Origin of the sequence: Kineosporia sp. A_224, assembly GCF_002198655.1 — a bacterium.
GTDB lineage: Bacteria > Actinomycetota > Actinomycetes > Actinomycetales > Kineosporiaceae > R-H-3.
This window is the reverse complement of record NZ_MWLN01000128.1, coordinates 18,436-40,331: the sequence shown is the minus strand read 5'-3', so window position 1 is coordinate 40,331 and position 21,896 is coordinate 18,436. Positions and strand designations below refer to the sequence as shown.

Here is a 21,896-nt window from a genome sequence, read left to right as displayed (position 1 = left end):
GATCGGGGACGGGACCGGGGACGGCGGGGGCAGCACTGGCTCTGTCATGCCGGGCCGGTGCCCAGCGGCGGCGGTCCGATGCCTGCCCGACGTCGTCCGCGGCGGCGTAACGCGGCCGACACGTGATCGACACCGCGCCCGACACCGGGGGCGGCGACCCTGCGAGGCGTGACCGACCCCACCACGTCCATCGTCGTCCCCGACGGCGCCGACGCCTCCGACGGCCACGTCGTCGTCTGCGGGCTCCACGGCCTCGGCCTGCGGACCGTCGAGCAGCTCCACCTCGCCGGGATCCCGGTGACCGTCGTCGACGACGAGCCCGACCCCCGGCTCGTCCGGGTCGTCCGCGGCTGGGGCGTCCCGCACCTCACCGGCAGCTCGAGGCTCGCCGAGACCCTCGTCGGCGCCGGCATCGGCACCGCACGGGCGGTCGTGTGCGTCGAGAGCGACGACCTGCACACCCTGGAGACCGCGCTGCGGGCCCGGGAGCTGCGCCCGGACGTCCCCGTCGTCGTCCAGCTGACGAACCCCGCGGTGGGCCGCGCCCTCGCCGCGGTGACCGGCGCCGGCAGCGTCCTCGACGTCGCCGCGCTCACGGCGCCGTCCGTCGTCGAGACCTGCCTGGGCACCCGGGCCCACCGCCTGCAGCTGGAGGAGGTCCCGTTCGTCGCCGCGACCCTCACCGCGCCCCGCGACGGGACGCTCCGCGACCTCTACGGCGACCTCACCCCGATCGCCGTCGAGCACTTCGCCGGACCGGACGCCGGACCCGACGCCGGACCCGACGCCGGACCCGACGCCGGACCCGACGCCGGACCCGACGCGGGATCCGACGCCGGACCCGACGCGGGATCCGACGCCGGGCCGGTCGTCTGCCCCGGGCGCGACCTCGCCGTCCGGGCCGGGGACGCCGTCACCCTGCTCGGGACCCCGGAGGAGCTCGACGCCACCGGCCAGGCCTGGGGCCGCCCGAGGCCGGCCCGGGCCGAGGCGCTGCGGACGCTGCGCCCCGGCCGAGCCTGGCCCGAGGGGCGCCGGCCGGACTGGGCGCCGGGCCCGGCGACCGCGCTCTACCGCGCGCTGTCCCGCCAGGTCGACCGGCCGATGCGCTGGGCCCTCGCGGCCCTGGCCGCGCTCGTCGGCGTCTCGACCGCCGTCCTCCACGTGGGGTACCGCGACCCGGACGGCGGCAGCGCCATGACGCTCCTCGACGCGCTCTACTTCACGGTCGAGACCGTCGCGACCGTCGGCTACGGGGACTTCAGCTTCCGCGACCAGCCCGCCTGGCTGCGCGGCTACGCGATCGTCCTCATGATCGTCGGGGCGATGCTCGCCACGGTGTTCTTCGCGATGCTCACCAACCTCCTCGTGAGCCGGCAGATCGCGCAGGCCCTCGGCCGGCGCCGGGTCCCGGGCCTCACCGGGCACACCGTCGTCGTCGGCCTCGGTGCCGTCGGCACCCGGGTCGTCGAGCTGCTCCACGAGGCCGGGCACGACGTGGTCGTCGTCGAGGGCGACGAGTCGAACCGCTACCTCGGCCGGCTGCGGGCCCTCGGCGTCCCGGTCATCGTCGGCGACGCGACGATGAGCGCGACGCTCGAGCAGGCGAACCTCGCGACGGCCGGGGCGGTCGCCGTCCTCACGAGCGACGACCTGACGAACCTCGAGACGGGGCTGGCGGTCCGGGACCTGCTCGGCCGCCGCTGGCGGGACGTCCCCGTGGCGCTGCGGCTGTTCGACCGCGACCTGGCCCGGACGGTCGAGACCGCCTTCGGCTTCCAGCACGTGCTCTCGACGGCGGCGCTCGCGGCCCCCTGGTTCGCCGGGGCGGCGCTCGGGCTGCACGTGCTCGGCACGTTCTACGTCGGCCCGCTGCCGCTGCTCGTCGCCCGGCTGCCGGTGCGGACCGGCCGCGGGCTCGACGGAGTCGCGATGGCCGACCTCGGTGCCGAGCTGCGCGTCGTGGCGATCCGGCGGCGGACCCGCCGCGGCCTGGAGTACCCGCCCCGGCGGGGGACGACCCTGCGGGGCGGTGACGAGGCCTTCCTCGTCGGGCCCTACGAGGAGATGCTCGCGCTGGTCCGCCGGGAGCGGGCCTCGGCGGAGCCGGCCGAGGGCGCGGGCCGCGGGGCCCGGACCCGGTAGCCGCCCCGGGACACGACGGTCGGCCAGGAGCGGAACAGCTGCCGGCTGGCGGGCGACAGGTTGTCGGCGGTGCCACGGACGAGCAGCGTCGCGTCGCCGGTCCCGAGGTAGTCCATGAGGTAGCGCTGCCAGTGCGGGTTCTGCGAGCGGACGACGGCCCTGCCGTCGGGGCGCAGCGGCAGGGCGGCCGAGTCGTAGGTCGCTCCGGAGACGTCGATCGCGACCCGGCAGCCGTTGCGCAGGTCACGGCCGAGGACGTCGAGAGCGACGAGCGCCATCGGGCTGTCGGCGGTGACGCACCGGGCGCCGGCGAGGGCGGGGCGCAGCTCGGCGGCCGGGAAGGGGCGGTCGGTCACGAGGGTGCTGCTCGCCGTCCACATCCAGCAGGTGGCCACCGCCCCGGCGGCCACCACGGTCGGCACCGCAGGCCGCCACCGGGTCAGCGCGCCGACCGCCGCGGCCAGCACCAGGGCGGCGTACGGCACGACGAGCGACGTGTAGTGGTCGAAGAAGGACGGCGACAGCACGACGACGAGCACGCACGCGGCGGTGAGGGCCACGGCGAGCGCGCCCTCGCGCCACGTGCACGCGAGGACGGCGGCGACGACGGCGACGCAGAGCGCGACGACCCCGCCGGAGGTGGCACCGCGCAGCGTCCCGTCGGGGACGCCCCCGATGGTGCCGAGGGCGGCGAGCCGCTGCAGCCGCTCCACGGTGCCCTCGGGCGTCGACCCGCGGCCGAGCTGGTCGGTGACGACCATCCGCCACATCGCCCCGGGGGCCTGGACGAAGAACGGCAGGCACACCAGCGTCGCCGAGGCGGCGGCGCCCGCGACGACCCGGCCCAGCGGGCGGGCGCCGAGGGTGAGGAGCACCCAGCCGAGGACGACGACCACCGGGACGACGCCCCAGATCTTCACCGCGGGCGCGAGCCCGAGGGCGAGGCCGGCGGCGACCTGGAGCCTCGGCCGGGTCGCGACCGACCGCGCCGTGAGCAGGGCCAGGCAGCCGAGGACGGCGAGGGTCCCGAGCGCCTCGAGGTAGGTCGACGTCTCGTACCGGACGACGGGCGGCCAGACCGCGTACAGGGCGCCGGCGGTGACCGCTGCGACGACCCCGAACCGGCGCGCGGTCACGGTGACGAGCGCGGCGTTCGCGGCACCGACGAACGCCCACGCGACGCGGGCGGCGGCCATCCCCGTCGGGTCGTCCGTGAGCCGGGCGAGCCAGCCGAAGGGGAGGGCGGCGACGACGATGCCGGGCGGGTGCAGCAGGACGAAGTCGCGGTAGGGCATCCGGCCGAAGGCGAGCGCCTCCGCGGCCGAGAAGTAGACCCCGTCGTCGTAGCCCTGCATCCCGGCGGTGCCGGCGCCGCGGCCGACCGCCGCGAGCCTGGCCCACAACGCGAGCCCGGCAACGGTGAGCACCCCGACGAGCAGGAGCACACGCGGCCACGGCACGGAGCGGACCTGCGTCCGCGTCCCGGGCGGCGGGCCGTCGACCGCTACGGGAGCTGTCGTCGACGACATGTCACGACCCTACGGCGCGGATCCGTCCGGCGACCGCGGGTGGACCGCCGCTGTGCTGCGGGCCACCCGCGATCCGGACCGGACCGGCCCGTCAGTCGTCCTCGTCCTCGTGCTCGTCCTCGTGGTCCTCGTCCTCGTGGTCCTCGTGCTCGCTCTCGTGCTCGTCCTCGGCGTGCTCCTGCTCGTGCGAGGAGGTGCGGCCCGAGGAGCCGGACGACCGACGGTGCGTGCTCGAGGTCCGGCGGGCGGCCACGACGACGCGGTGCGTCGTCGCCCGGTGCCTCGGCGTCCGGGCCTTGGGGGCCGGCGCCTTCGCGGCGGCCTCGGTGGTCTCGACGGCCTCGGGCTCGGGCTCGGCGACAGCCTTGGCCCGTGGTCTGGCCTTGACGGTCACGACGACCTTGGGGGCCTTGGGGACGGCGGCCGCGAGGGCCGAGCCCTCGGACGATGTGGCCGAGGTGCGGGACACCGCCGGTCCGACGACCCCTGTGTAGAGGCCGGCGGCAGCGATCGTCCCGACGACGGCTCCGGCGATGCTCGTGCGGAGGGCACCCACGCGGACTCCTGTTGTCTGGAAGGGCACGGCGGCAGGTGCCGCCGCGTCGGTCCCGTCCTCGACCGGATCCCGTGCGTGCTTGAGCGCCGCGAGGCAGCAGCACCCGGACGGACGCGCCCGTCCGGGTGCCCTGGTAGCGGACCTCGTGCGCGCCCCGGCGTCAGCCCTGCGCGGCCCGCTCCGCGGCGACCGCCGCGATCGCCTTGACGATGCCGTCGTAGCCCGTGCAGCGGCACAGGTTGCCGGACACCGCCGTCCGGATCTCGTCCTCGCTCGGGTTCGGCGTCCGGTCGAGCAGGGCCGTCGCGGAGACGAGCATCCCCGGGGTGCAGAACCCGCACTGGACGCCGCCGCGGGTCAGGAAGGCCTCCTGGAGCGGCGCGAGCGTCTCGCCGTCCGACAGGCCCTCGACGGTCGTGACGTCGCTGCCGTCGGCCTGGACCGCGAGGTAGGAGCACGCGTTCACCGGGCGGCCGTCGACGAGCATCATGCAGGCGCCGCACTCGGAGTCGTCGCAGCCCTCCTTCGAGCCGGTCAGGCCGACGTCGCCGCGGACAGTGTGGAGCAGGCTGGCGTGCGGGTCGACCGTGAGCGGGTACGGGACCCCGTTGACGGAGAGGGTGATGTCCACTGCCACTGGTCGTTCAGCTCCCGAAGGTCGTGTCGCTCGCGGGGACGGGGACGGACTCGCCGCGGGCGCGCCGGACGGCGGTGAGCACGGCACGGCGCGTGATGACGGCGGCCATCGCCCGCCGGTAGTCGGCGGAGCCCCGGACGTCGGAGATCGGCCGGGCTGCGGCCGCTGCCGCCGCACCGGCGGCCCTGGCCGCCTCGAAGCCGCCGTCGGTGCCGACGAGGGCCGCCTCGGCCTCGGCGACCCGGTGGATGACCGGGGCCAGCGCCGTGATGGCGACCTTGGCGTCGGTGACCGTGCCGTCGGCACCGAGGGTGACCACGGCACCGGCACCGACGATGGCGATCTCCATCTGGCGCCGGTACTGCAGCCGGACGTAGCTGCTGCCCGACGCGCCGTCGGCCGGCGGGCCGTCGAGCTCGACGGCGACGAGGAGCTCGTCGGGCGCCGCCGTCGACCGGCCGGGGCCGGTCCACAGGTCGGCGAGCGCGACGCGGCGCTCGCCGGCCGGTCCGACGAGGACGGCGACCCCGCCGTGGCACAGCAGCGGCGCCCCGGTGTCCATCGCGGGGGAGGAGTTCATGACGTTGCCGCCGAGGGTGCCGTTCGCCCGCGTCGCGTGCGAGCCGACGATCGCGGAGGCGTCCGCGAGGCCGGGGTACGCCGCGAGCACGGCCGGGTCGGCCACGAGGGTCGCGTGGGTGACGAGGGCCCCGATCCGCAGCCCGCCGCCGTCCGTCGCTGCGACGTCCGAGAGCCCGGGGATCCGGTGGATCCCGACGAGCGCGGCCGGCAGCGGCGCCTTGCCGTGCCGGGCCCCGACGACGAGGTCGGTGCCGCCCGCGATGGGGCGGGCACCGGCGCTCATCGCGGCGACGGCCGACGCGACGTCCCGGGCCTCGACGTACGTCCTGCTGCTCGCGGACGTCGTCATCGATGTCGCGGTGCTCACTGGTCCTCCCCGGCGGGGCTGTTCGCGGCGAGCCAGACGCGCTCGGCCGTCATGGGCAGCTGGTCGACGTGCCGGCCGATGACCTTGGCGATCGCGTTGCCGACCGCCCCGGACGTCGGCACGCTCGGTGGCTCGCCGACCCCCTTGCTGCCCTTCGGGCCGGCGTTCGGGGTCTCGATCTCGATCCATCGGATCTGGATGCGCGGGCCGTCGGAGGCGGTCTGGAGCTTGTAGTCGAGCAGGCCCGGGTTCTTCTGCCGGCCCTCCTCGTCGGTCCAGGTCGCCTCCGTGAGCGCCTGGCCGATGCCCATCATCACGCCGCCGTAGACCTGGCCGTCGGCACCGACCTTGTTGACGATGACGCCCGAGTCGTGGGCCGCGGCGAAGTCGAGCACCCGGACGACGCCGGTGTCCCGGTCGACCTTGACCCGCGCCGCGTGCGTGATGAGCTGCGGCGCGAGGAAGGACTCCATGCCGAGGCTCCCGACGCAGGCCGAGGCGTCCGACGCCGCGGCCTCCGGCACCTCGCCGGACCCCTTGCCGAGGATCGGCTCGCCCGTGCCCGCGAGGTCGGCGATCGTCACGGAGGTCTCGGGGGCGCCCTTGACCCGCACCGTGCCGTCCGCGAGCTCGAGGTCCGCGACGTCCGCCTCGAGCTTCTCGGCGCCCATCGCGAGCAGCTTCGCCCGCACCTCCTGCGCGGCCTCGACGACGGCGCGGCCGTTGTTGAAGGTCGTCTGGGAGCCGGACGAGCCCATGTCCCACGGGCCGGCGTCGGTGTCCTGGTAGTTGATGGAGAAGTCCGACGGGGACATCCCGAGGATCTCCGCCGCGAGGATCGGCAGGCCCATGACCGAGCCGGAGCCGTTCTCCTGCGCGCCGGTGACGATCGTGGCGGTGCCGTCGCCGTTGAGCTTGACGTACGCGCCCGACGGGACGCCGAAGCACGGCCACCAGCCGCAGGCGACGCCGACCGCCTCGTCGTCCGGCAGCTCGCCGCGCAGGTACGCGTCGTAGCCGATGAGCTCCAGGGCCGCCTCGAGGGTCTCCTTGGCGCCGATCTTCTCGAAGACCTGCCCGGCGGGGCCCTCGTCGCCCTCGGCGACGAGCGTGCGGCGGCGCAGCTCGACGGGGTCCATCCCGATCGCCGCGGCGACCTCGTCGAGATGCTGCTCGAGCGCCCAGCACGCCTGCGGTGCCGTAGGCGCCCGGATCGAGGCGGCCGGCTGGTTCGTGGAGTAGTTGAGGAACGCCTCCACCCGCACCGTGTCGAGCTTGTAGGGGCCGCACGCGTGCATCGCGGCCATCTGCGCGAAGAAGCCGCCCTCGCCGGTGTAGGCGCCCTTGTCGAGCACCATCCGGCCGCGGCGGGCGACGATCCGGCCGTCCCGGGTCACGCCGGTCTCGAGCTCGATGTCCATGCCCTCGCGGCGGTGGTCCGGCGCGACGAACTCCTCCTTGCGCGTGAAGACCAGGCGCACCGGGCGCCTGGTGACCTTCGCGAGGATCGCGACGTGCGCCTCGAAGTGGAAGTCGCACTTGGAGCCGAACCCGCCGCCGAGCAGCGGGACGACGATGCGCACCTTCGACTCGGGGATCTGCAGGGTGTGCGCGACGCCCGAGCGGGCCGCGAACGGCACCTGGGTCGAGGACCAGACGGTCACCGAGTCGCCCGTCCACTGCGCGACGAGCGCGCGGGGCTCGATCGGGACGCCCTGGCTCGCGTCGGACACGTAGTGGCTCTTGACGACGACGTCGGCGCCCGCCATCGCGGCGTCCGCGTCGCCCTTGGCGATGACGTAGCGGCTCATGACGTTGCCGTCGCGCACGAGGTTCTCGTCCGCGCCGTACTCCGCCCAGCCCTCGTGGAGGACCGGGGCGTCCGGGGCCATGTTCGCGACGTAGTCCGGCTGGGCCGGGAGCACCTCGTACTCGACCTCGACGAGCGCGGCGGCCTGCCGGGCGATCTCGACGGTGCGGGCCGCGACGCCGGCCACGACGTCGCCCTCCCACAGCACCTTCTCCTTGGCGAACAGGCGCCGGTCCTGCGTCATCCCGCCGTACCGGACGTCGGGGACGTCCTCGTGCGTGACGACGGCGAAGACCCCCGGCAGGGCCTTGGCCCTGCTCGTGTCGATGGACACGATCCGGGCGTGCGGGTGGTCGGCGTAGCGGAAGGCGGCGTGGAGCTGGCCGGTGAACGTGAGGTCGGCCGTGTACCGGCCGAGGCCGGTCACCTTCTCCTTGCCGTCCGGGCGGATGAACGCGCGGGGCCGCTCGGGGGTCGACGAACCCTGGGCTGGCGTGTCGATGACGGACATGCGGGCGGCACCTCGATCACTGCGGGGACCGGACGCGCGCCATTCTGCCGGTCGGCTCCCGATCCCGACAGGTGGGGGCGTGGAACACTGACCGGCCGGTCAGCGGCCGGTGGCGGGGACGACGAGATCCGTAGCCCGGTGTCAACGCGGCGGACACACCGGCGACACGGTCGGGGCCCGGGATCAGGCCGAGGTGACGTCGCGGCGCTCCAGGAGGAGGACGCCGGCGAGCGTGGCGAGCAGCCCGAGACCGACGAGCCACAGCGCCGGGGCGGCAGCGAACGCCTCCAGCGGCACGAGGGCGAGGTGGTGGAACGGCGACAGGTCCAGGACCCACCCCGGCCAGTCGAGTGCCGGCCCGACGAGCTCGACCACGTACCCCGCCGCGGCGAGCGAGGCGGGCAGCGTGAGCGTGAGCCTGGGCACGCCACCCAGGCACAGGGTCGCCAGCCCGACGAAGAGAACGGCGACGGGCAGCTGGTTGAGCGCGCTGCCGAGGCTCGCGTCGAGGGCCAGGTCGGCACCGGAGAGCCGGGCGCCGAACCAGGTGGCCACCCCGGCGAGGGCGGCGAGCCCGACGGTCCCGGCGAGGACGACGAGCAGCTGGCCGCCCAGCCAGCGACGGCGGGTCACCCCGCGGACGAGCAGGCTCTCGAGGCGGCCGTCGGCCTCCTCGGCCCGGGCCGCCCCGACCCGCCAGGCCGCGAAGAGGGCGAGGGCGAGGCCGAGGATCACCGACATCACGGCGACGAACCCGTCCGCCGTGAGCATCGCGCCCAGGCCCATCGCCTCGACGGCGCCCCGGTAGGCGTCGTCGGCGGTGAAGAAGTCGAGCATCGTGCCGAGCATGCCGCCGAGGAAGGTCGTCCAGACGGCGAGCCCGAGCGCCCACGCGACCAGCACGCCACGGCCCTCGCGCCAGGCGAACGCGGCCGGGGAACCGAGCCCGCGCAGCCGGGCGGGCCGCCGGTCGGGCCGGGTGAGGAAGGCGCCGCCGGTGTCGCGCCGACCGCGCAGCGCCACCGCGACCGCACCGAGCACCGCCCCGGCGGCCCAGAGCCCGAGGACCGGCGCGAGGCGCTGCGCGGCGTACGGCTCGACGGCGTCGAGCCAGCCCCACGGCGTGAGCACCCGCAGCCCTTCGCGGTCGGTGCTGCTGTTGGCGACCAGGCGCAGCAGGTAGGCGGCGCCGAACACCCCGACCGCGGCGGACAGCGCCCGGCGGCGGTTGTCGAACGCCTGGGCGCAGACCGCGCCGACCCCCGCCCAGAGCACGGCGAAACCACCGATGGTCAGCCCGAACAGCGCACCGCCGGTCCAGCCCTCGCCGAGCCCGCCGAGCGTCGCCGTGACGGCGGCGGCGACGACGGCGCCGCCGGCGGCGAGAACGGCGAGCTGCACCGTGGCCAGGGTGCGCGCGGGCAACGGCCCGGCGAGCAGCGCCGCGACCCGGTCGACGTCCTCCTCGCCGCGCAGCAGCCGGGTCGACACGAGCAGCGCCCAGACGGCGACCGTGGCGGCCATGAACCAGCCGCCGTCCCAGGCGGTGAAACCGCCGGCGGTGCCGATGCCGTGCGGGGGCCCCTGGAGCATCCGGATCGCCGGGGTGTCGAAGAGTGCCAGCTGGGCCGTCGAGGTGCCCCCGGAGTAGGCGGCCCGGAAGCTGAGCACCTCGAGCAGGACGTAGGCCGCCAGCGAGACGGCGAGCACGAGCGTGCCGCGCGCGAGCAGCCGCGCGACGAGTCGTGCCGTCGTGGTGACGGCGCCCGTCGACCGCTGCGTGCGGGCGGCGGCGTGCCGGTGGTGCGGCAGCGGGAGCGCCGTGGCCATCACAGCCCCCGGTCGTGCGCCGCGGCGACGGCTCCCTGCTGGCCGGCCGTCGCCTCGTAGTAGCCGAGGAAGACCTCCTCGAGGGTCGGTTCGTGGCTGTGCAGCCGGGCCACGCCGGCGGCCGCCAGCCGGGCCAGGACCGGCGCCGGCGAGCCCGCGACGACGACCCGCAGCCCGCCCGCGTGCGGCTCGGCGGAGACCACGCCGGGCAGCGCGGCGAGGTCGGCGGGGTCGGGGGCGGCCGAGTCCGGACCGCCGTCGAACTCGGCGTCGAGCACGAGGGACCCCATCCGGCGCAACGCGTCCAGGGTCGCGACCTCGACGAGCCGGCCCTCCCGCAGGATCGCGACCCGGGTGCACACGTCCTCGACCTCGTCGAGCAGGTGCGAGGAGAGGAAGACCGTCCGGCCCTGCGCCGCGGCCTCCCGGACGAGGGCCTGGAACTCGGCCTCCATCAACGGGTCCAGCCCGGCCGTCGGCTCGTCGAGGAGCAGCACGTCGGGGCGCGTCATGAACGCCGCGACGAGCATGACCTTCTGCCGGTTGCCCTTGGAGTAGGCCCGGACCCGCAGCCCGGGGTCGAGCCGGAAGCGCTCGACGAGCTCGTCCCGCAGAGCGGTGTCGACGCCGCCCGCGACGTTGCCGAGCAGCTCCAGGGTCTCCGCGCCGGTGAGCTGCGGCCACAGCGCGACCTCGCCGGGGACGTACCCGAGGTGCCGGTGGGCGCGCACGACGTCCTCGACGGGGACGCCCATGACCCAGGCCCGGCCCGCGGTCGGCCGCAGCAGCGAGAGCAGAAGGCGGACCGTCGTCGTCTTCCCGGCGCCGTTCGGGCCGAGGAACCCGAAGACCTCCCCGGGCTGCACCTCGAGGTCGAGGCCGTCGAGGGCGAGCACGTCGCCGTAGCGCTTCGTCAGGTGGTCGGTCCGGATCGCCGGGGTGCCCATGACAGCCTCCGTACCGCGCAGGGCGCGGGTCCTTCCCCACGCTAGGCGGGGCCCGTCCGGCGGCGCGGGGGCGAACGTCCCCGCGCGGTCCGGGCCGACCCCTCCCCGGCCCGGACCACGCGGGTGCGGATCCCACGCTCAGCAGCCGCTGGTCTCCCAGCCGGTGACCACCCAGCCGGCGGTGCGTTCGCTCACGAAGACGAGCTGCACCCAGCCGGCACCGCTGTCGAACGGCACCCCGAACACCACCTCGCTCCCGGGCCCGTCGAGCCGGGTCCAGCCGCTGCGGTTCATGCCGTTGTCGCCCGCCGCGTCGAGGAACGCGGTCAGGGCCTGCTCGGCGCTCGGCCGGGGTGCCCCGTCCTTGCCGCTCCTGCGGTTGGGCACGTCGCCGCCGCTGCACCCGATCGCGTGCCGGGGGAGCGTCGTCACCTGCTTCGTGCTGCTGACGAGCTCGAGCTCCGCCGGGTCGGTGACGACCGCCACGAGAGCGCGGTCGAGCGGCCGGGTGAAGCCGTTGACCGAGGCTCCGAAGCCGTCGGGGACGGCGCCGAACCACTCGGCCATCAGGTGCGCGCACGGCGGTTCGGTCCCGGGCACCGGCATGGTGAGCTGGGGCCGGGCGTCGGTACCGCCGGTCCCCATGGACTCCATCGGGTCGTACGGCGCGACGTCGGCCGGGTCCGCCGGCCACCGCACCTCGAACGCACCGCCGGGCCCGGCCCAGTGGACGACGAGCTGGCCGGGCAGGACGGGGTCGGTGGAGCCGTCGGCGGGGCCGTCCGACGGCCCCGTCCAGCCCTGCGGCGGGTGGACCGGGACCGGCAGGCGGCGGCCGCAGACCGGGTCCACGGTCGGCGCGCTGCTCGTCACGACAGGTGCCACGTCCTGCGCCGAGGCCGACGGGCTGACCACCGGGGTCGCGGTCCCGGTGCCGGCGGGTGCGGCCGGGGGAGCCGACCGGGTGCCGCCGCCGAGGTAGGTCGACAGCCCGAGGACCACCGCGGCGACGGCCGCGGCGACGGTGAGCGCCGCGAGCACGGGCCGTGCGGGGCGTGCGGCGGGCCGCCCGCTTCCGGCGACGCCTCGGGGTGCCGCGGCGAGGGTCGCCGTGGTGTGCCGGACCTCGGCGGCCGCGGCCTGCAGCGCCCTGTGGACGTCCCGCTCGTGCGCCGGGCCACGTCCCGGTCGGGCCGCGGCCGGGTCGCTGTACGGGTCGGTGCTCATGCGTCGTCCCCCTCGTCGAGAGCGAGCCGGCCGGCGAGCGTCGCCCGGGCCCGGCGCAGGTGTGTGCGGACCGTCTCCGCGGAGCACTCGAGGACGGCTGCGACGTCGTCGAGCGCGAGGTCCTCGAGGTAGAAGAGCGCGACCGCCTGCGCCTGCCGCCGGGGCAGCCGGCGGACCTCCCGCCACACGTCGTGCGCGCCCTCGGAGATGTCCGGCAGGACGGTCCGGCGCCCGCCGAGCCGGGTCAGGGCCTTCGCCTCGGCGACGCGACGGCGCACCGTCGAGACCGCCTGGTTCGCCGCGACGCGGCGCACCCAGGCGGCCGGGCTGTCCAGCGCGGAGACCTCCGGCCAGCGACGGAAGGCTGCGAGCAGCGCCTCCTGCGCGAGGTCCTCGGCCGCGACCCGGCTGCCCGAGAGCGCGAAGGTCAGCGCGACGAGCGGCCGGAAGTGCGCGGTGTAGAAGGCGTCGAACGAGGCGACGTCCGGTCCCCTGCCGGGACCTGGGGCTGCGACGGGCGCCCGCGGGCTCTGCTGCATACCCCTGACTCGCGCGAGCGGGCCGCCTCGGGGTACACGCCCGGGCATCTGCGTGCGCCGGCCTACGGCGCCGTCGTCCGGAGCACGCCGAGGTCGACGACCGGGTCGTCCTCGACCGCGGGCCGGCTCCCGCGGCGCGGGCCGCGGTCGGCCGCGGCGGTGAGCAGCGCGTCGTCGGCGTCCCGGCTGCTGCGGCGCCGGACGTCGTCCGCGGCCGCCGGCGGGACCCGGGCCATGAGGCGGCCCTGGACGGACCGGCCGTCGGCGACCCGGAAGAGCGCGAACCACGTGTCGAGGCCGCCGAGGGTGTCGGCGAGGTCCCCGAGCAGCCCGCGCAGCGCGTGCGGCCGCTCCGGCAGCCGCACCTGGAGCCGGACGACGCTGCGCTGCCCGGGCTCGGGGTCGCCCGTGTCGCCGGCCGGTGCGGCGGCGATCGGCTCGACGACGGCCTCCCGGTGCAGCGCGCCGCGCAGCGCCTCGACGTACGGCACCCGCGGGACGGTGCCGCCCAGCGGGGCCAGGACGACGAGCTGGGCGGCGAGGCCGTGCAGGACGACGCTCGTCATCGCGACGAGGCGGGTGGGGCCGTTGCTGCCGGCGGCGGCGAGGACGTCGGCGGACAGGCCGACCCGGGCCCAGGCGCACACCGCGAGCGCCTCGGTGCCCTCGGCCGGGGGCGTGGCGACGTCGTCGGCGCGGACGTCGCGCAGCACGTCGTTCGTGCGGCGGCCCGCGCGGTCGGTCTCGTCGGGCGCGGTCTGGCCGCCCTGGTGGGTGGCGAACTCGGGGACGGCGTACGTGTGCACGCGGGCCGCCCCGCGCCGCGGGTGCCTGGCCCGCAGACCGTCGAGCGCGGTGAGGTAGCGCGCGAGCCGGCCGAGGTCCTCGCCGGGCACGAACGGCACGCCGACCCGCAGCCGCATCCAGTCCCGGTCCTCCGCGGCGTACGTCGGCGGCAGCGCGGGTGTCTGCACGAGCAGGACGGGCAGGTCGTCGGCCCGGGCGGCCGCGAGGAGCACGGCCACCGGGTGGTCCTCGACCGGCAGCGCCGCGAGCCGGCCGGGGACGAGCCCGACGAACGCCTCGACGATCCACGCGGGCGGCTCGACCGCCGCGAGCCGCCCCGGCTCGACGGGGACCTGCCGGACGAGCATCCGGCCGCCGGTCGGGTCCGCGCGCCGGGTGTGCTCGGTGGCACGGTCGCCCGGGTGCACGGGACCGTCGTCGTCCGCCGCCGGGCGGGTGTGCCCCGGCCGCCCGCCGGCGAGCACGAACGTCATCGAGCGGCCCGCGGCCGTCGCGTGGAAGAGCCCGTGCACGCTCGTCGACGACCGGCCGCCCTCCGGTCCGCGGCCGGGGTGCTCGTCGTCCAGCCCCGCACCGAGGGCCACGTCGAGCGCCGCGGACAGGGCGCCGGGGGAGTCCGGGGCGCCGACGAGGTGGCCCTGCGTGAGCCGGCCGAGCAGGAGCGCGTCGGCGACGAGGGTCCGGCACCAGGAGCCGCGCAGGACGTCGAGCCGGGACAGGTCCGGCGGGTGGGCGGTGCGCAGCAGCAGGGCGGGTTCGTTGCCGGCCGCCCGGGCCCGGCCCGGGCGGCGCAGGAGGAGCTGCAGCCCGAGCTGCGCGGTGAGCGCGAGGACGGCGACGACCGCGGGGTGGCTCGCCGCGGCGGCCAGCGCACCGGCGAGCGCGAGCGGCGGGAAGACCGTCGCGAGGCTGAGCAGGTAGGTGGGCTGGGAGAGGACGCCGCGCAGCGTCGACCGGTCGGGCCGGTCGGCGCGGCTGGCCTGGATGGCGGGGAAGAGCGTGAGGACGGTCGCGAGGATCTCCGCGTTGACGGTCCGCAGGTTCTCGCCGCGGCCGAACGCGAGCAGGAGCAGCGTCACGGCGGCGAGCAGGACGGCGTTGATGGCGTTGGTGTCCCGCGCGGTGTCGAGGACGGTCGAGTCGGACACCTCGACGTCCGCGTCGACGGCGGCGTCCCCGGTCGTCGCGCGTTGCGCCGAGCCGTCGACGACCGACGCGCGGACGTGGACGAGTCCGGGCGTCGCGGTGTTGACGACGAGCCTGCGCTCGTACGAGGCCGGCAGCCAGTCCCCGCCCGCCCAGGTCTGCTGCAGGGCGGTGACGGGGGCTGCGGTGTCCTGCGCGGCGACGGCGAGCAGCCGGGCCCGGAGCGTGCGCAGCCGCGCCGTCGGGTCGGGGACGCCGGCCGCGGTCCGCAGGTGCTGCAGCGCCTCGAGCGAGCTCTCGACCTTGTCCACGGCCAGCCCGGCGAGCCGGCGGCGGACCCACGCCGGTTCGCGCTCGCCGTCCAGCACGAGGGTGAGCAGGGCGCGCAGCTCCTCGACGGGCCGGACGGCGGACAGCGCGATCCGGGCGCCCGCCGGGGCCGAGGCGGTCGTCACGCCGACGGAGATCCCCTCCGGCAGCCCGAGGTGGACGACCCGGTCGGAGTGCGGGGACGCGGTGTAGAGGTCGACCCGCAGGTGCGCCCGGGCGGACGTCGAGAGCCGGCGGCGGCGCTCGGGGTGCAGGCGCCGTCCCGGCAGCCGCACGGCGAACGACGTCGGCCGCTCGTCGACCGCGACCGGGACGACGGCGTGGACCACCCCGACGAGCGCCGCGACCATCTCGACCAGCCGCGAGCGCAGCACCGGCCGGGGCCGGTCGAGGTCGAGCCGGACGGCGGCCAGCAGCCCGGTGCGGGCGACGATGAGCCGCTCCTCGACCTGGGCCCGGCCGCGCTCGAGCATCGGTGCGCCCTCGTCGCCGTCCGGGCCGCCGTCGATGTCGGCCCCGGTGCCGGGCAGCAGCCGACGCAGCGCCGCGGAGAGCAGGACGAGCTCGTCCCGGGTGGGGCCGCTCGCGCCGTCCGGCCGGGTCCGTGGCAGCCGGCCCAGGACCAGCTCGGCGAGCGCCGGCGCGAGCCACCGGTGCACCTGCGCCTGGGTGGCCTTGCTGATCCGGGCACCGCTCGCGTCGGTGACCTCCATGCTCGTCACCGGGTCGCGCTCGGGACCGGGCTGGTCCCTGGGGCCCGGGACCGGCGGCGGGACGGCGAGCACGGGCAGCCAGACGGTGTCCTCGTCGAGGACGGCACCCGGCAGGTACGACAGGTCGACGTCGACGACGACCTCGGTCTCGACGACCCGGGCCCGGCCGACGTCGAGGTGCTCGGTGGTCCGGCGCACCCACTCGGTGTTGCTCAGCAGGTACAGCAGCCGCCGCCCGAGCCGGGCGTCCGACTCGACCCGCAGCTCGACGAGCCGGAACTCCTCGACCGTCACGTCGTCGGTCGCCGCGACGAGCGCGTCGAGGACGCCGTCCCGGTCGCGCGCGGACGGGACCGCCGCAGCGGTCGAGTGCTGCGCTGGTCCTACCCCCGGGGCCGGCACCGCCCGATCATGTCGCACGGGTGGTGCGGAGCGCGAGCAGAGGCGGGGGTCAGGTGACCGTCAGCGTGCGCGGGAGCGTGCACGCGAGAGTGCTCCGGTGCGGTTGCCGGAGCAGCCGTGCAGGAACACGCCCGGCGTCACACTCGCGCACACGCCCGAGACCACACCGGTCCTTGCCGACTCGTCCACAGTCAGGCTCTCCGTCACGTCGTCCACAGGTCACCGGGTGCGGGGCGCGGGACGAGGCGAGCGCCTGGCAGCCTGCATCGAGTGGATCTCCCGAAGCCGTTGTCCTACCTCCTCGAGCACCAGCGCGGCCTCCTGACGATCGAGCAGCTGGAGCGGGCAGGCGTGACCCGCGGCGCGCGCCGGCACGCCCTGGCCCGCGGCCGGTGGCGGCTCGTCCTGCCCCGGGTCGTCTGCGTCGGCGCAGGACCGCTCACCCCGCAGCAGCGGCTCGTCGCCGCCATGCTCTGGGCCGGTGCTCCGGCTGCGGTCGGGTCGCTCACCGCGGCGGCCTGGCACGGCGTCCTGTCGGCCGACGGCGAGCAGGTCGTGCGTCTCGTCGTGCCCGCCGGTCGCTCGCTGCGCAGCCAGGGGTTCGTCGTCGTCCGCCGGACGCGGCGGTGGGACGAGCGTCACTGGGACCGCTCGCCGCTCGTGGTGTCCTCCCCGGCGCGCGCTGTCGTCGACGCCGCGCGGGACGCCCGAACGCCGGACCTGGCCCGTGCCGTCGTCCTCGAAGCGGCGCAGCGCAAGATCGTCAGGGTCGAAGACCTGCGCACCGAGCTGGAGGACGGGCCCCGGCAGGGGAGCGCGACGGCCCGCCGGGCGGTCCAGGACGCCGAGGCCGGTGCCTGGTCCGTGCCCGAGGTCGACCTCGCGACCGCCCTGCGCCGCAGTCGCGTGCTGCCACCGGTGATGCTCAACCCGGACCTCGTTGCCGTCGACGGTACCCGGCTGCCCCGGCCGGACGGCTGGTTCGACGACGTCGCCCTGGCCGTCCAGGTGCACTCGAAGCGTCACCACTCGGATGCCGAGGACTGGGAGGTGACCGTCCTGTCCGACGGTGCCTATGCCGAGTACGGAATCCCCGTGGTGGGTGTGACGCCCCGGTCCTTCGCCCGTGACCCGCAGGCGGCGGTACGACGGATCGAACGGGCGTACCTCGCCGCGCTCGGTGGGGCGCGGCCGGACGTCATCGCGACGCCGATCGGGCACGGGCTCGTGTCGTGAACCGGCCGAGGAGCGTGTGCGCGAGCGTGACGGCGAGCGTGATGCCCGATGGTCGCTGCAGCGACCCGTTCCCCGCACGCTCGGGAACACGCTCCCACGCACAGGCACGAGCCCGGCCGTCGATCAGGTGACCGCGAGCCCGGCGCCCCGGAACACGGCGCGGACGGCCTCGAGGGAGCCGATCGTCGGGCCCGGCGTCCGCGCGAGCGGCTCCTCGATGCCCAGCGCCGCGTACTTCGCGGCGCCGAGCCGGTGGAAGGCCAGGACGTCGACGCGTTCGACGACGCCGAGCCCCGCGAGGAAGTCCGCGAGCGGCGCGACCTCGTCGACGTCGTCCGTCCAGCCGGGGACGAGCACGTAGCGCACCCACGTCGGGCGGCCGAGCACGGCGAGCCGGCGCGCGAAGCGCAGGGTCGGGTCGAGGTCGCCGCCGGTGAGCCGCCGGTAGCGGGCCGGGTCGGCGCACTTGACGTCGAGCAGGGTGAGGTCGACGTCGGCGAGGGTCGCGTCGTCCGCCCGCACCCCGAGCGCGCCCGACGTGTCGAGCGCCGTGCTGATCCCCTCGGCCTTGCAGGCGCGCAGCAGGGTCGACGTGAACCGTTGCTGGAGCAGGGGTTCGCCGCCGGAGACGGTGACACCGCCGCCGGTGACGTCGAAGAGCGTCCGGTAGCGCCGCACCCGGGCCATGACGTCGCCGACGCTCGTGCGGACGCCGCGCCGCTCGGTCCACGTGTCCGGGTTCTGGCAGTAGAGGCAGCGCAGCGGGCAGCCGGCGGTGAAGAGCACGAACCGGGTACCCGGGCCGTCGACGCCGGTGGACAGGTCCCAGGAGTGGACGGCCCCGTCGACCGCCGCGAGCGCCCCGTCGTCCGCCGGCCCGGGTGTCCCGGGGCCCGGCCGGACGGCGACGAGCCGCGCGTCGAGGACCACGTCGACCCTCGCCGTCAGAGCTCGCCGTGGACCGTGCGGTGGACGACGTCGAGCTGCTGCTCCCGCGTCAGCCGGACGAAGTTCACCGCGTAGCCCGAGACCCGGATCGTCAGCTGCGGGTAGTTCTCCGGGTGCTCCATCGCGTCGAGCAGCGTGGCCCGGTCGAGCACGTTGACGTTGAGGTGGAACCCGCCGGAGGCCGTGTACCCGTCGAGGATGCCGACGAGCCCGCGGACCCGCTCCTCGCGGGTGCGGCCGAGCCCGGACGGCGTGACCGTCGCGGTGAGCGAGATCCCGTCGAGGGCGTCCTCGTAGGGCAGCTTCGCGACGCTGAGCGCCGCCGCCATGAGGCCGTGCCGGTCGCGGCCGTTCATCGGGTTCGCCCCCGGGGCGAACGGCTCGCCGCCGCGGCGGCCGTCCGGCGTCGGGCCGGTGTGCCGGCCGTAGACGACGTTGCTCGTGATGGTGAGCACCGACTGGGTCGGGACGGCGTCCCGGTAGGTCCGCTGCGCGCGCACCTTGGTCATGAACGTCCGGACGAGCCAGGCCGCGACGTCGTCCGCGGTGTCGTCGTCGTTGCCGTACACCGGGTACGTCCCGTCCACGACGTAGTCGGTGACGAGCCCGGTGATGTCCCGGACCGGGCGCACCGACGCGTGCCGGATCGCCGACAGCGAGTCCGCCGCGACCGAGAGCCCGGCGATGCCGCAGGCCATGGTGCGCCGCACCGGGTAGTCGTGCAGCGCCATCTCGAGCCGCTCGTACGCGTACTTGTCGTGCATGTAGTGGATGACGTTCAGCGCGTCGACGTACGTCGCGGCGAGCCAGTCCATCATCGCGTCGAGGCGTTCGACGACGGTGTCGGCGTCGAGCACGTCGCCGTCCAGCGGCGGCAGCACCGGCCCGACCTGCTCGCCGGTGACCTCGTCGCGGCCGCCGTTGATCGCGTAGAGCAGGGTCTTGGCGAGGTTGACCCGGGCACCGAAGAACTGCATCGACCGGCCGACCTCCATGGCCGAGACGCAGCAGGCGATCGCGGTGTCGTCGCCGTGGTGGGCGCGCAGCAGGTCGTCGTTCTCGTACTGGATCGCGCTCGTGTCGGCCGAGACCTGCGCGCAGAAGTCCTTGAACCCCTGGGGGAGCGCGGTCGACCAGAGCACGGTGAGGTTCGGCTCGGGCGCCGGGCCGAGGTCGTAGAGGGTCTGCAGGTACCGGAACGACGTCCGGGTCACGAGGGTGCGCCCGTCCAGCGCCATGCCGCCGATCGACTCGGTGACCCACGTCGGGTCGCCCGAGAAGAGCGCCTCGTACTCGGGCGTGCGCAGGAACCGGACGCTCCGCAGCTTGATGACGAGGTCGTCGACGAGCTCCTGGGCGCCCTGCTCGGTGAGCAGGCCGGCCGCGAGGTCGCGCTCGAGGTAGACGTCGAGGAAGGTCGAGGTCCGCCCGAGCGACATCGCGGCGCCGTTCTGCTCCTTGCACGCCGCGAGGAAGGCCAGGTAGAGCCACTGGACGGCCTCGTACGCCGTCCGGGCCGGGCGCCGCACGTCGCACCCGTAGGACCCCGCCATGTCGACGAGCTCGCCGAGCGCCCGGACCTGCTCCGCGAGCTCCTCGCGGTCGCGGACGACGTCCGGCAGCGACGGCTGCGCGTCGAGCCCGGCCCGCTCGCGCCGCTTCACCGCGACGAGGGCGTCGACGCCGTAGAGCGCGACCCGGCGGTAGTCGCCGATGATCCGGCCGCGGCCGTAGGCGTCCGGCAGGCCGGTGATGATGCCGGCGCGGCGGGCCGCCCGGATCGCCGGCGTGTAGGCGTCGAAGACGCCCTGGTTGTGGGTCTTGCGGTGCGCCGAGTAGAAGCGCTCGACGTCCGGGTCGAGCGTGTAGCCGTAGGCCGCGCAGCCGTCCTTGACCATCCGCAGGCCGCCGTTGGGCATGATCGCCCGGCGCAGCGGGGCGTCGGTCTGCAGGCCGACGACGATCTCGTCCTCGACGTCGATGTAGCCGGGCGCGTGGCTCGTGATCGTCGACGGCGTCGTGGTGTCGACGTCGAGGACGCCGCGCTCGCGCTCGGCGGGGAACAGCGCGGTGACCCGGTCCCACAGCCGCGTCGTGCGCGCCGTCGGGCCGGTGAGGAACGACGCGTCGCCCTCGTAGGGCGTCACGTTGGCGAGGACGAAGTCCCGGACGTCGATCGTGTCGCGCCAGGTCTGCCCCTGGAAGCCGCGCCACGGGTCGGGCGCGGCGTCCGGTACGTCCGCCTCCGGGTCGGCCGGGCTCCCGGTCGTCGACTGCTGGTCGAGCGTGGTCGTCACCGCTGCTGCGCTCCCGTCGCGCCGGCGGGAGCGGCTCGTGACCGCCGATGGACCCGCAAACGCTTGCATGACGATTGTTCGGTCACCCGTCCGGCCGCCCGCGGGACGAACGTCTGACCGCGGGGCCGCGGCGTCCGCCAAGTAATGGTCAGACCATTCCTGCGAGGAGGGTCACACGCTCCCCGGAGCCAGCAGCGGCAGCACCTCGCGGCGCCGCCACTGCCCGGTGTCGTCCCGGACGAACAGCGTCACCGCGCGGACGGCGCACCGCAGCGGCAGGCCCGGGTCGACGACGGCCCGCACCTCGGCGAGCGCGGACGCGACCTGCTCGGGGCGCAGCCGGCGCGCGACGCTCAGGTGCGGCTGCGGGTCGGCGTACCGCCCGCGGTACGGCGGGTGCTGCGGGTAGGCCGTCGCGAGGGTGGCGGTGAGGGCGCGGAACGGGGCGTCCGGCTCCGGGTGCAGCCACAGGACGCCGGGGACGTGGTCCACCCGGGTGAACGCGACGTCGAACGCCGGCACCCGGGCGAGCAGGGCGCGCAGCCGGGGCAGCCCGGCGTCGAGGTCGCCCGGGTCGAGGAAGGGGTAGAGCACGGTCACGTGGGCGGGCATGCCCTCCGCGGCGCCGGGGTCCCGGGCGGCCCGCACGCCGGCGACGAGCGGCTCCGCCTCCGGGACCTCGACGGCGAGCGCGCTCGGCCGGCCGGCGGCCGGGGGAGCGGCGCGTCCCGGCGCGGGGGGCTGGTCGGAGGGCATCCGCCCATCATGGCCGCGCGCCCGCCGTCCGGGCGGCTTGTCCGCAGGGCGCCCGGGGCAGCAGGATGCGCGACGTCGTCGTCGGCCCGTCGCGGGCCCGTCAGGAGGCCAGCCGTGCTCAAGGGGATCGACCCGGTCGTCACACCCGAGCTGCTCCACGTGCTCGCGTCGATGGGGCACGGTGACGAGCTCGTGCTCGTCGACCGCAACTTCCCCGCGGTCTCGGTCGGGCGGCGCGTCGTCCGGCTCGACGGCTGCGACCTGCCGCGCGCCGCGCAGGCCGTGCTCTCGCTCTTCCCCGTCGACACGTTCGTCGAGCGGCCGGTCGCCGCGATGGCGATGGTCGACACCCCGGACGTCGTCCCCGAGGTCCAGGAGGACGTCTTCGAGCTCGTCGAGGCCGCGGAGGGTCGTGCGGTCGGCGTCGAGCGGGTCGAGCGGTTCGCGTTCTACGAGCGGGCCCGGCAGGCCTTCGCCGTCGTGACGACGAGCGAGGACCGGCCGTACGGGTGCGTCGTCCTCGTCAAGGGCGTCGTCTGGGACCCGCCGCAGGAGTGACCGGCCCGGCCCGCGCCGCGCGC

Annotated in this window: 16 protein-coding genes; 3 read left to right on the top strand and 13 right to left on the bottom strand. The window is 76.0% G+C overall.

What is annotated here, in order from left to right; genetic code table 11:
* Window positions 1-168: 168 nt before the first annotated feature.
* Entirely contained in the window at window positions 169-2,145 is a 1,977-nt protein-coding gene (locus EDJALFJO_RS36085; protein WP_198950214.1) for an NAD-binding protein, read from the top strand.
* On the opposite strand, the gene EDJALFJO_RS11645 is transcribed toward EDJALFJO_RS36085, so the two are convergent.
* The 10 genes from EDJALFJO_RS11645 to EDJALFJO_RS11600 form a co-directional block, all read right to left on the bottom strand.
* A complete protein-coding gene (locus EDJALFJO_RS11645) occupies window positions 2,058-3,674 on the bottom strand; it encodes a glycosyltransferase 87 family protein (RefSeq protein ID WP_143448508.1) in 1,617 nt (538 codons plus the stop codon). The two genes, EDJALFJO_RS36085 and EDJALFJO_RS11645, sit on opposite strands and share 88 nt — an antisense overlap.
* 91 nt (window positions 3,675-3,765) lie before the next feature.
* The gene (locus tag EDJALFJO_RS11640; RefSeq protein WP_088285340.1) at window positions 3,766-4,230 is read right to left on the bottom strand and encodes a hypothetical protein; all 465 of its coding nucleotides are present in this window, start codon (window positions 4,228-4,230) and stop codon (window positions 3,766-3,768) included.
* A gap of 160 nt (window positions 4,231-4,390) precedes the next feature.
* On the bottom strand, window positions 4,391-4,861 hold the full coding sequence (locus EDJALFJO_RS11635) for a (2Fe-2S)-binding protein (protein ID WP_198950213.1): 471 nt from the start codon (window positions 4,859-4,861) through the stop codon (window positions 4,391-4,393).
* A gap of 13 nt (window positions 4,862-4,874) precedes the next feature.
* Window positions 4,875-5,816 (bottom strand): xanthine dehydrogenase family protein subunit M, encoded by a 942-nt coding sequence (locus EDJALFJO_RS11630; RefSeq protein WP_158220402.1) that lies wholly within the window; start codon window positions 5,814-5,816, stop codon window positions 4,875-4,877.
* Window positions 5,813-8,137 (bottom strand): xanthine dehydrogenase family protein molybdopterin-binding subunit, encoded by a 2,325-nt coding sequence (locus EDJALFJO_RS11625; protein ID WP_088285334.1) that lies wholly within the window; start codon window positions 8,135-8,137, stop codon window positions 5,813-5,815. Before EDJALFJO_RS11625 ends, EDJALFJO_RS11630 begins: the two co-directional genes overlap by 4 nt.
* Before the next feature lie 183 nt (window positions 8,138-8,320).
* Window positions 8,321-9,967 (bottom strand): hypothetical protein, encoded by a 1,647-nt coding sequence (locus tag EDJALFJO_RS11620; RefSeq protein ID WP_088285332.1) that lies wholly within the window; start codon window positions 9,965-9,967, stop codon window positions 8,321-8,323.
* Entirely contained in the window at window positions 9,967-10,914 is a 948-nt protein-coding gene (locus EDJALFJO_RS11615; protein ID WP_088285330.1) for an ABC transporter ATP-binding protein, read from the bottom strand. The genes EDJALFJO_RS11620 and EDJALFJO_RS11615 overlap by 1 nt, the downstream gene beginning before the upstream one ends.
* Window positions 10,915-11,052: 138 nt before the next feature.
* Window positions 11,053-12,141 carry a hypothetical protein gene (locus EDJALFJO_RS11610; RefSeq protein ID WP_088285328.1) on the bottom strand — a complete coding sequence of 363 codons (1,089 nt, stop codon included), beginning with the start codon at window positions 12,139-12,141 and terminating at the stop codon, window positions 11,053-11,055.
* Window positions 12,138-12,680, bottom strand: a complete 543-nt coding sequence (locus EDJALFJO_RS11605; protein ID WP_158220401.1) for an RNA polymerase sigma factor — start codon at window positions 12,678-12,680, stop codon at window positions 12,138-12,140. Before EDJALFJO_RS11605 ends, EDJALFJO_RS11610 begins: the two co-directional genes overlap by 4 nt.
* A gap of 62 nt (window positions 12,681-12,742) precedes the next feature.
* On the bottom strand, window positions 12,743-16,078 hold the full coding sequence (locus EDJALFJO_RS11600) for a hypothetical protein (RefSeq protein WP_088285324.1): 3,336 nt from the start codon (window positions 16,076-16,078) through the stop codon (window positions 12,743-12,745).
* Window positions 16,079-16,348: 270 nt separating this feature from the next.
* Here EDJALFJO_RS11600 and EDJALFJO_RS11595 point away from each other — a divergent pair, with 270 nt between their 5' ends.
* Window positions 16,349-17,314, top strand: coding sequence for a hypothetical protein (locus EDJALFJO_RS11595; RefSeq protein ID WP_088285322.1), 966 nt, complete (start codon window positions 16,349-16,351; stop codon window positions 17,312-17,314).
* 123 nt (window positions 17,315-17,437) lie between these two features.
* On the opposite strand, the gene pflA is transcribed toward EDJALFJO_RS11595, so the two are convergent.
* The 3 genes from pflA to EDJALFJO_RS11580 form a co-directional block, all read right to left on the bottom strand.
* The gene (gene pflA, locus EDJALFJO_RS11590; protein ID WP_088285320.1) at window positions 17,438-18,244 is read right to left on the bottom strand and encodes a pyruvate formate-lyase-activating protein; all 807 of its coding nucleotides are present in this window, start codon (window positions 18,242-18,244) and stop codon (window positions 17,438-17,440) included.
* Between the two features lie 14 nt (window positions 18,245-18,258).
* Window positions 18,259-20,559 (bottom strand): formate C-acetyltransferase, encoded by a 2,301-nt coding sequence (gene pflB / locus EDJALFJO_RS11585; RefSeq protein WP_369812519.1) that lies wholly within the window; start codon window positions 20,557-20,559, stop codon window positions 18,259-18,261.
* Between the two features lie 171 nt (window positions 20,560-20,730).
* Window positions 20,731-21,315: a 2'-5' RNA ligase family protein gene (locus EDJALFJO_RS11580; protein WP_088285316.1), complete on the bottom strand. Its 585-nt coding sequence runs from the start codon at window positions 21,313-21,315 to the stop codon at window positions 20,731-20,733.
* Between the two features lie 114 nt (window positions 21,316-21,429).
* Between EDJALFJO_RS11580 and EDJALFJO_RS11575 the strand changes: the two genes are divergently transcribed.
* Window positions 21,430-21,873: an RbsD/FucU family protein gene (locus EDJALFJO_RS11575; RefSeq protein ID WP_088285314.1), complete on the top strand. Its 444-nt coding sequence runs from the start codon at window positions 21,430-21,432 to the stop codon at window positions 21,871-21,873.
* Window positions 21,874-21,896 lie beyond the last annotated feature (23 nt).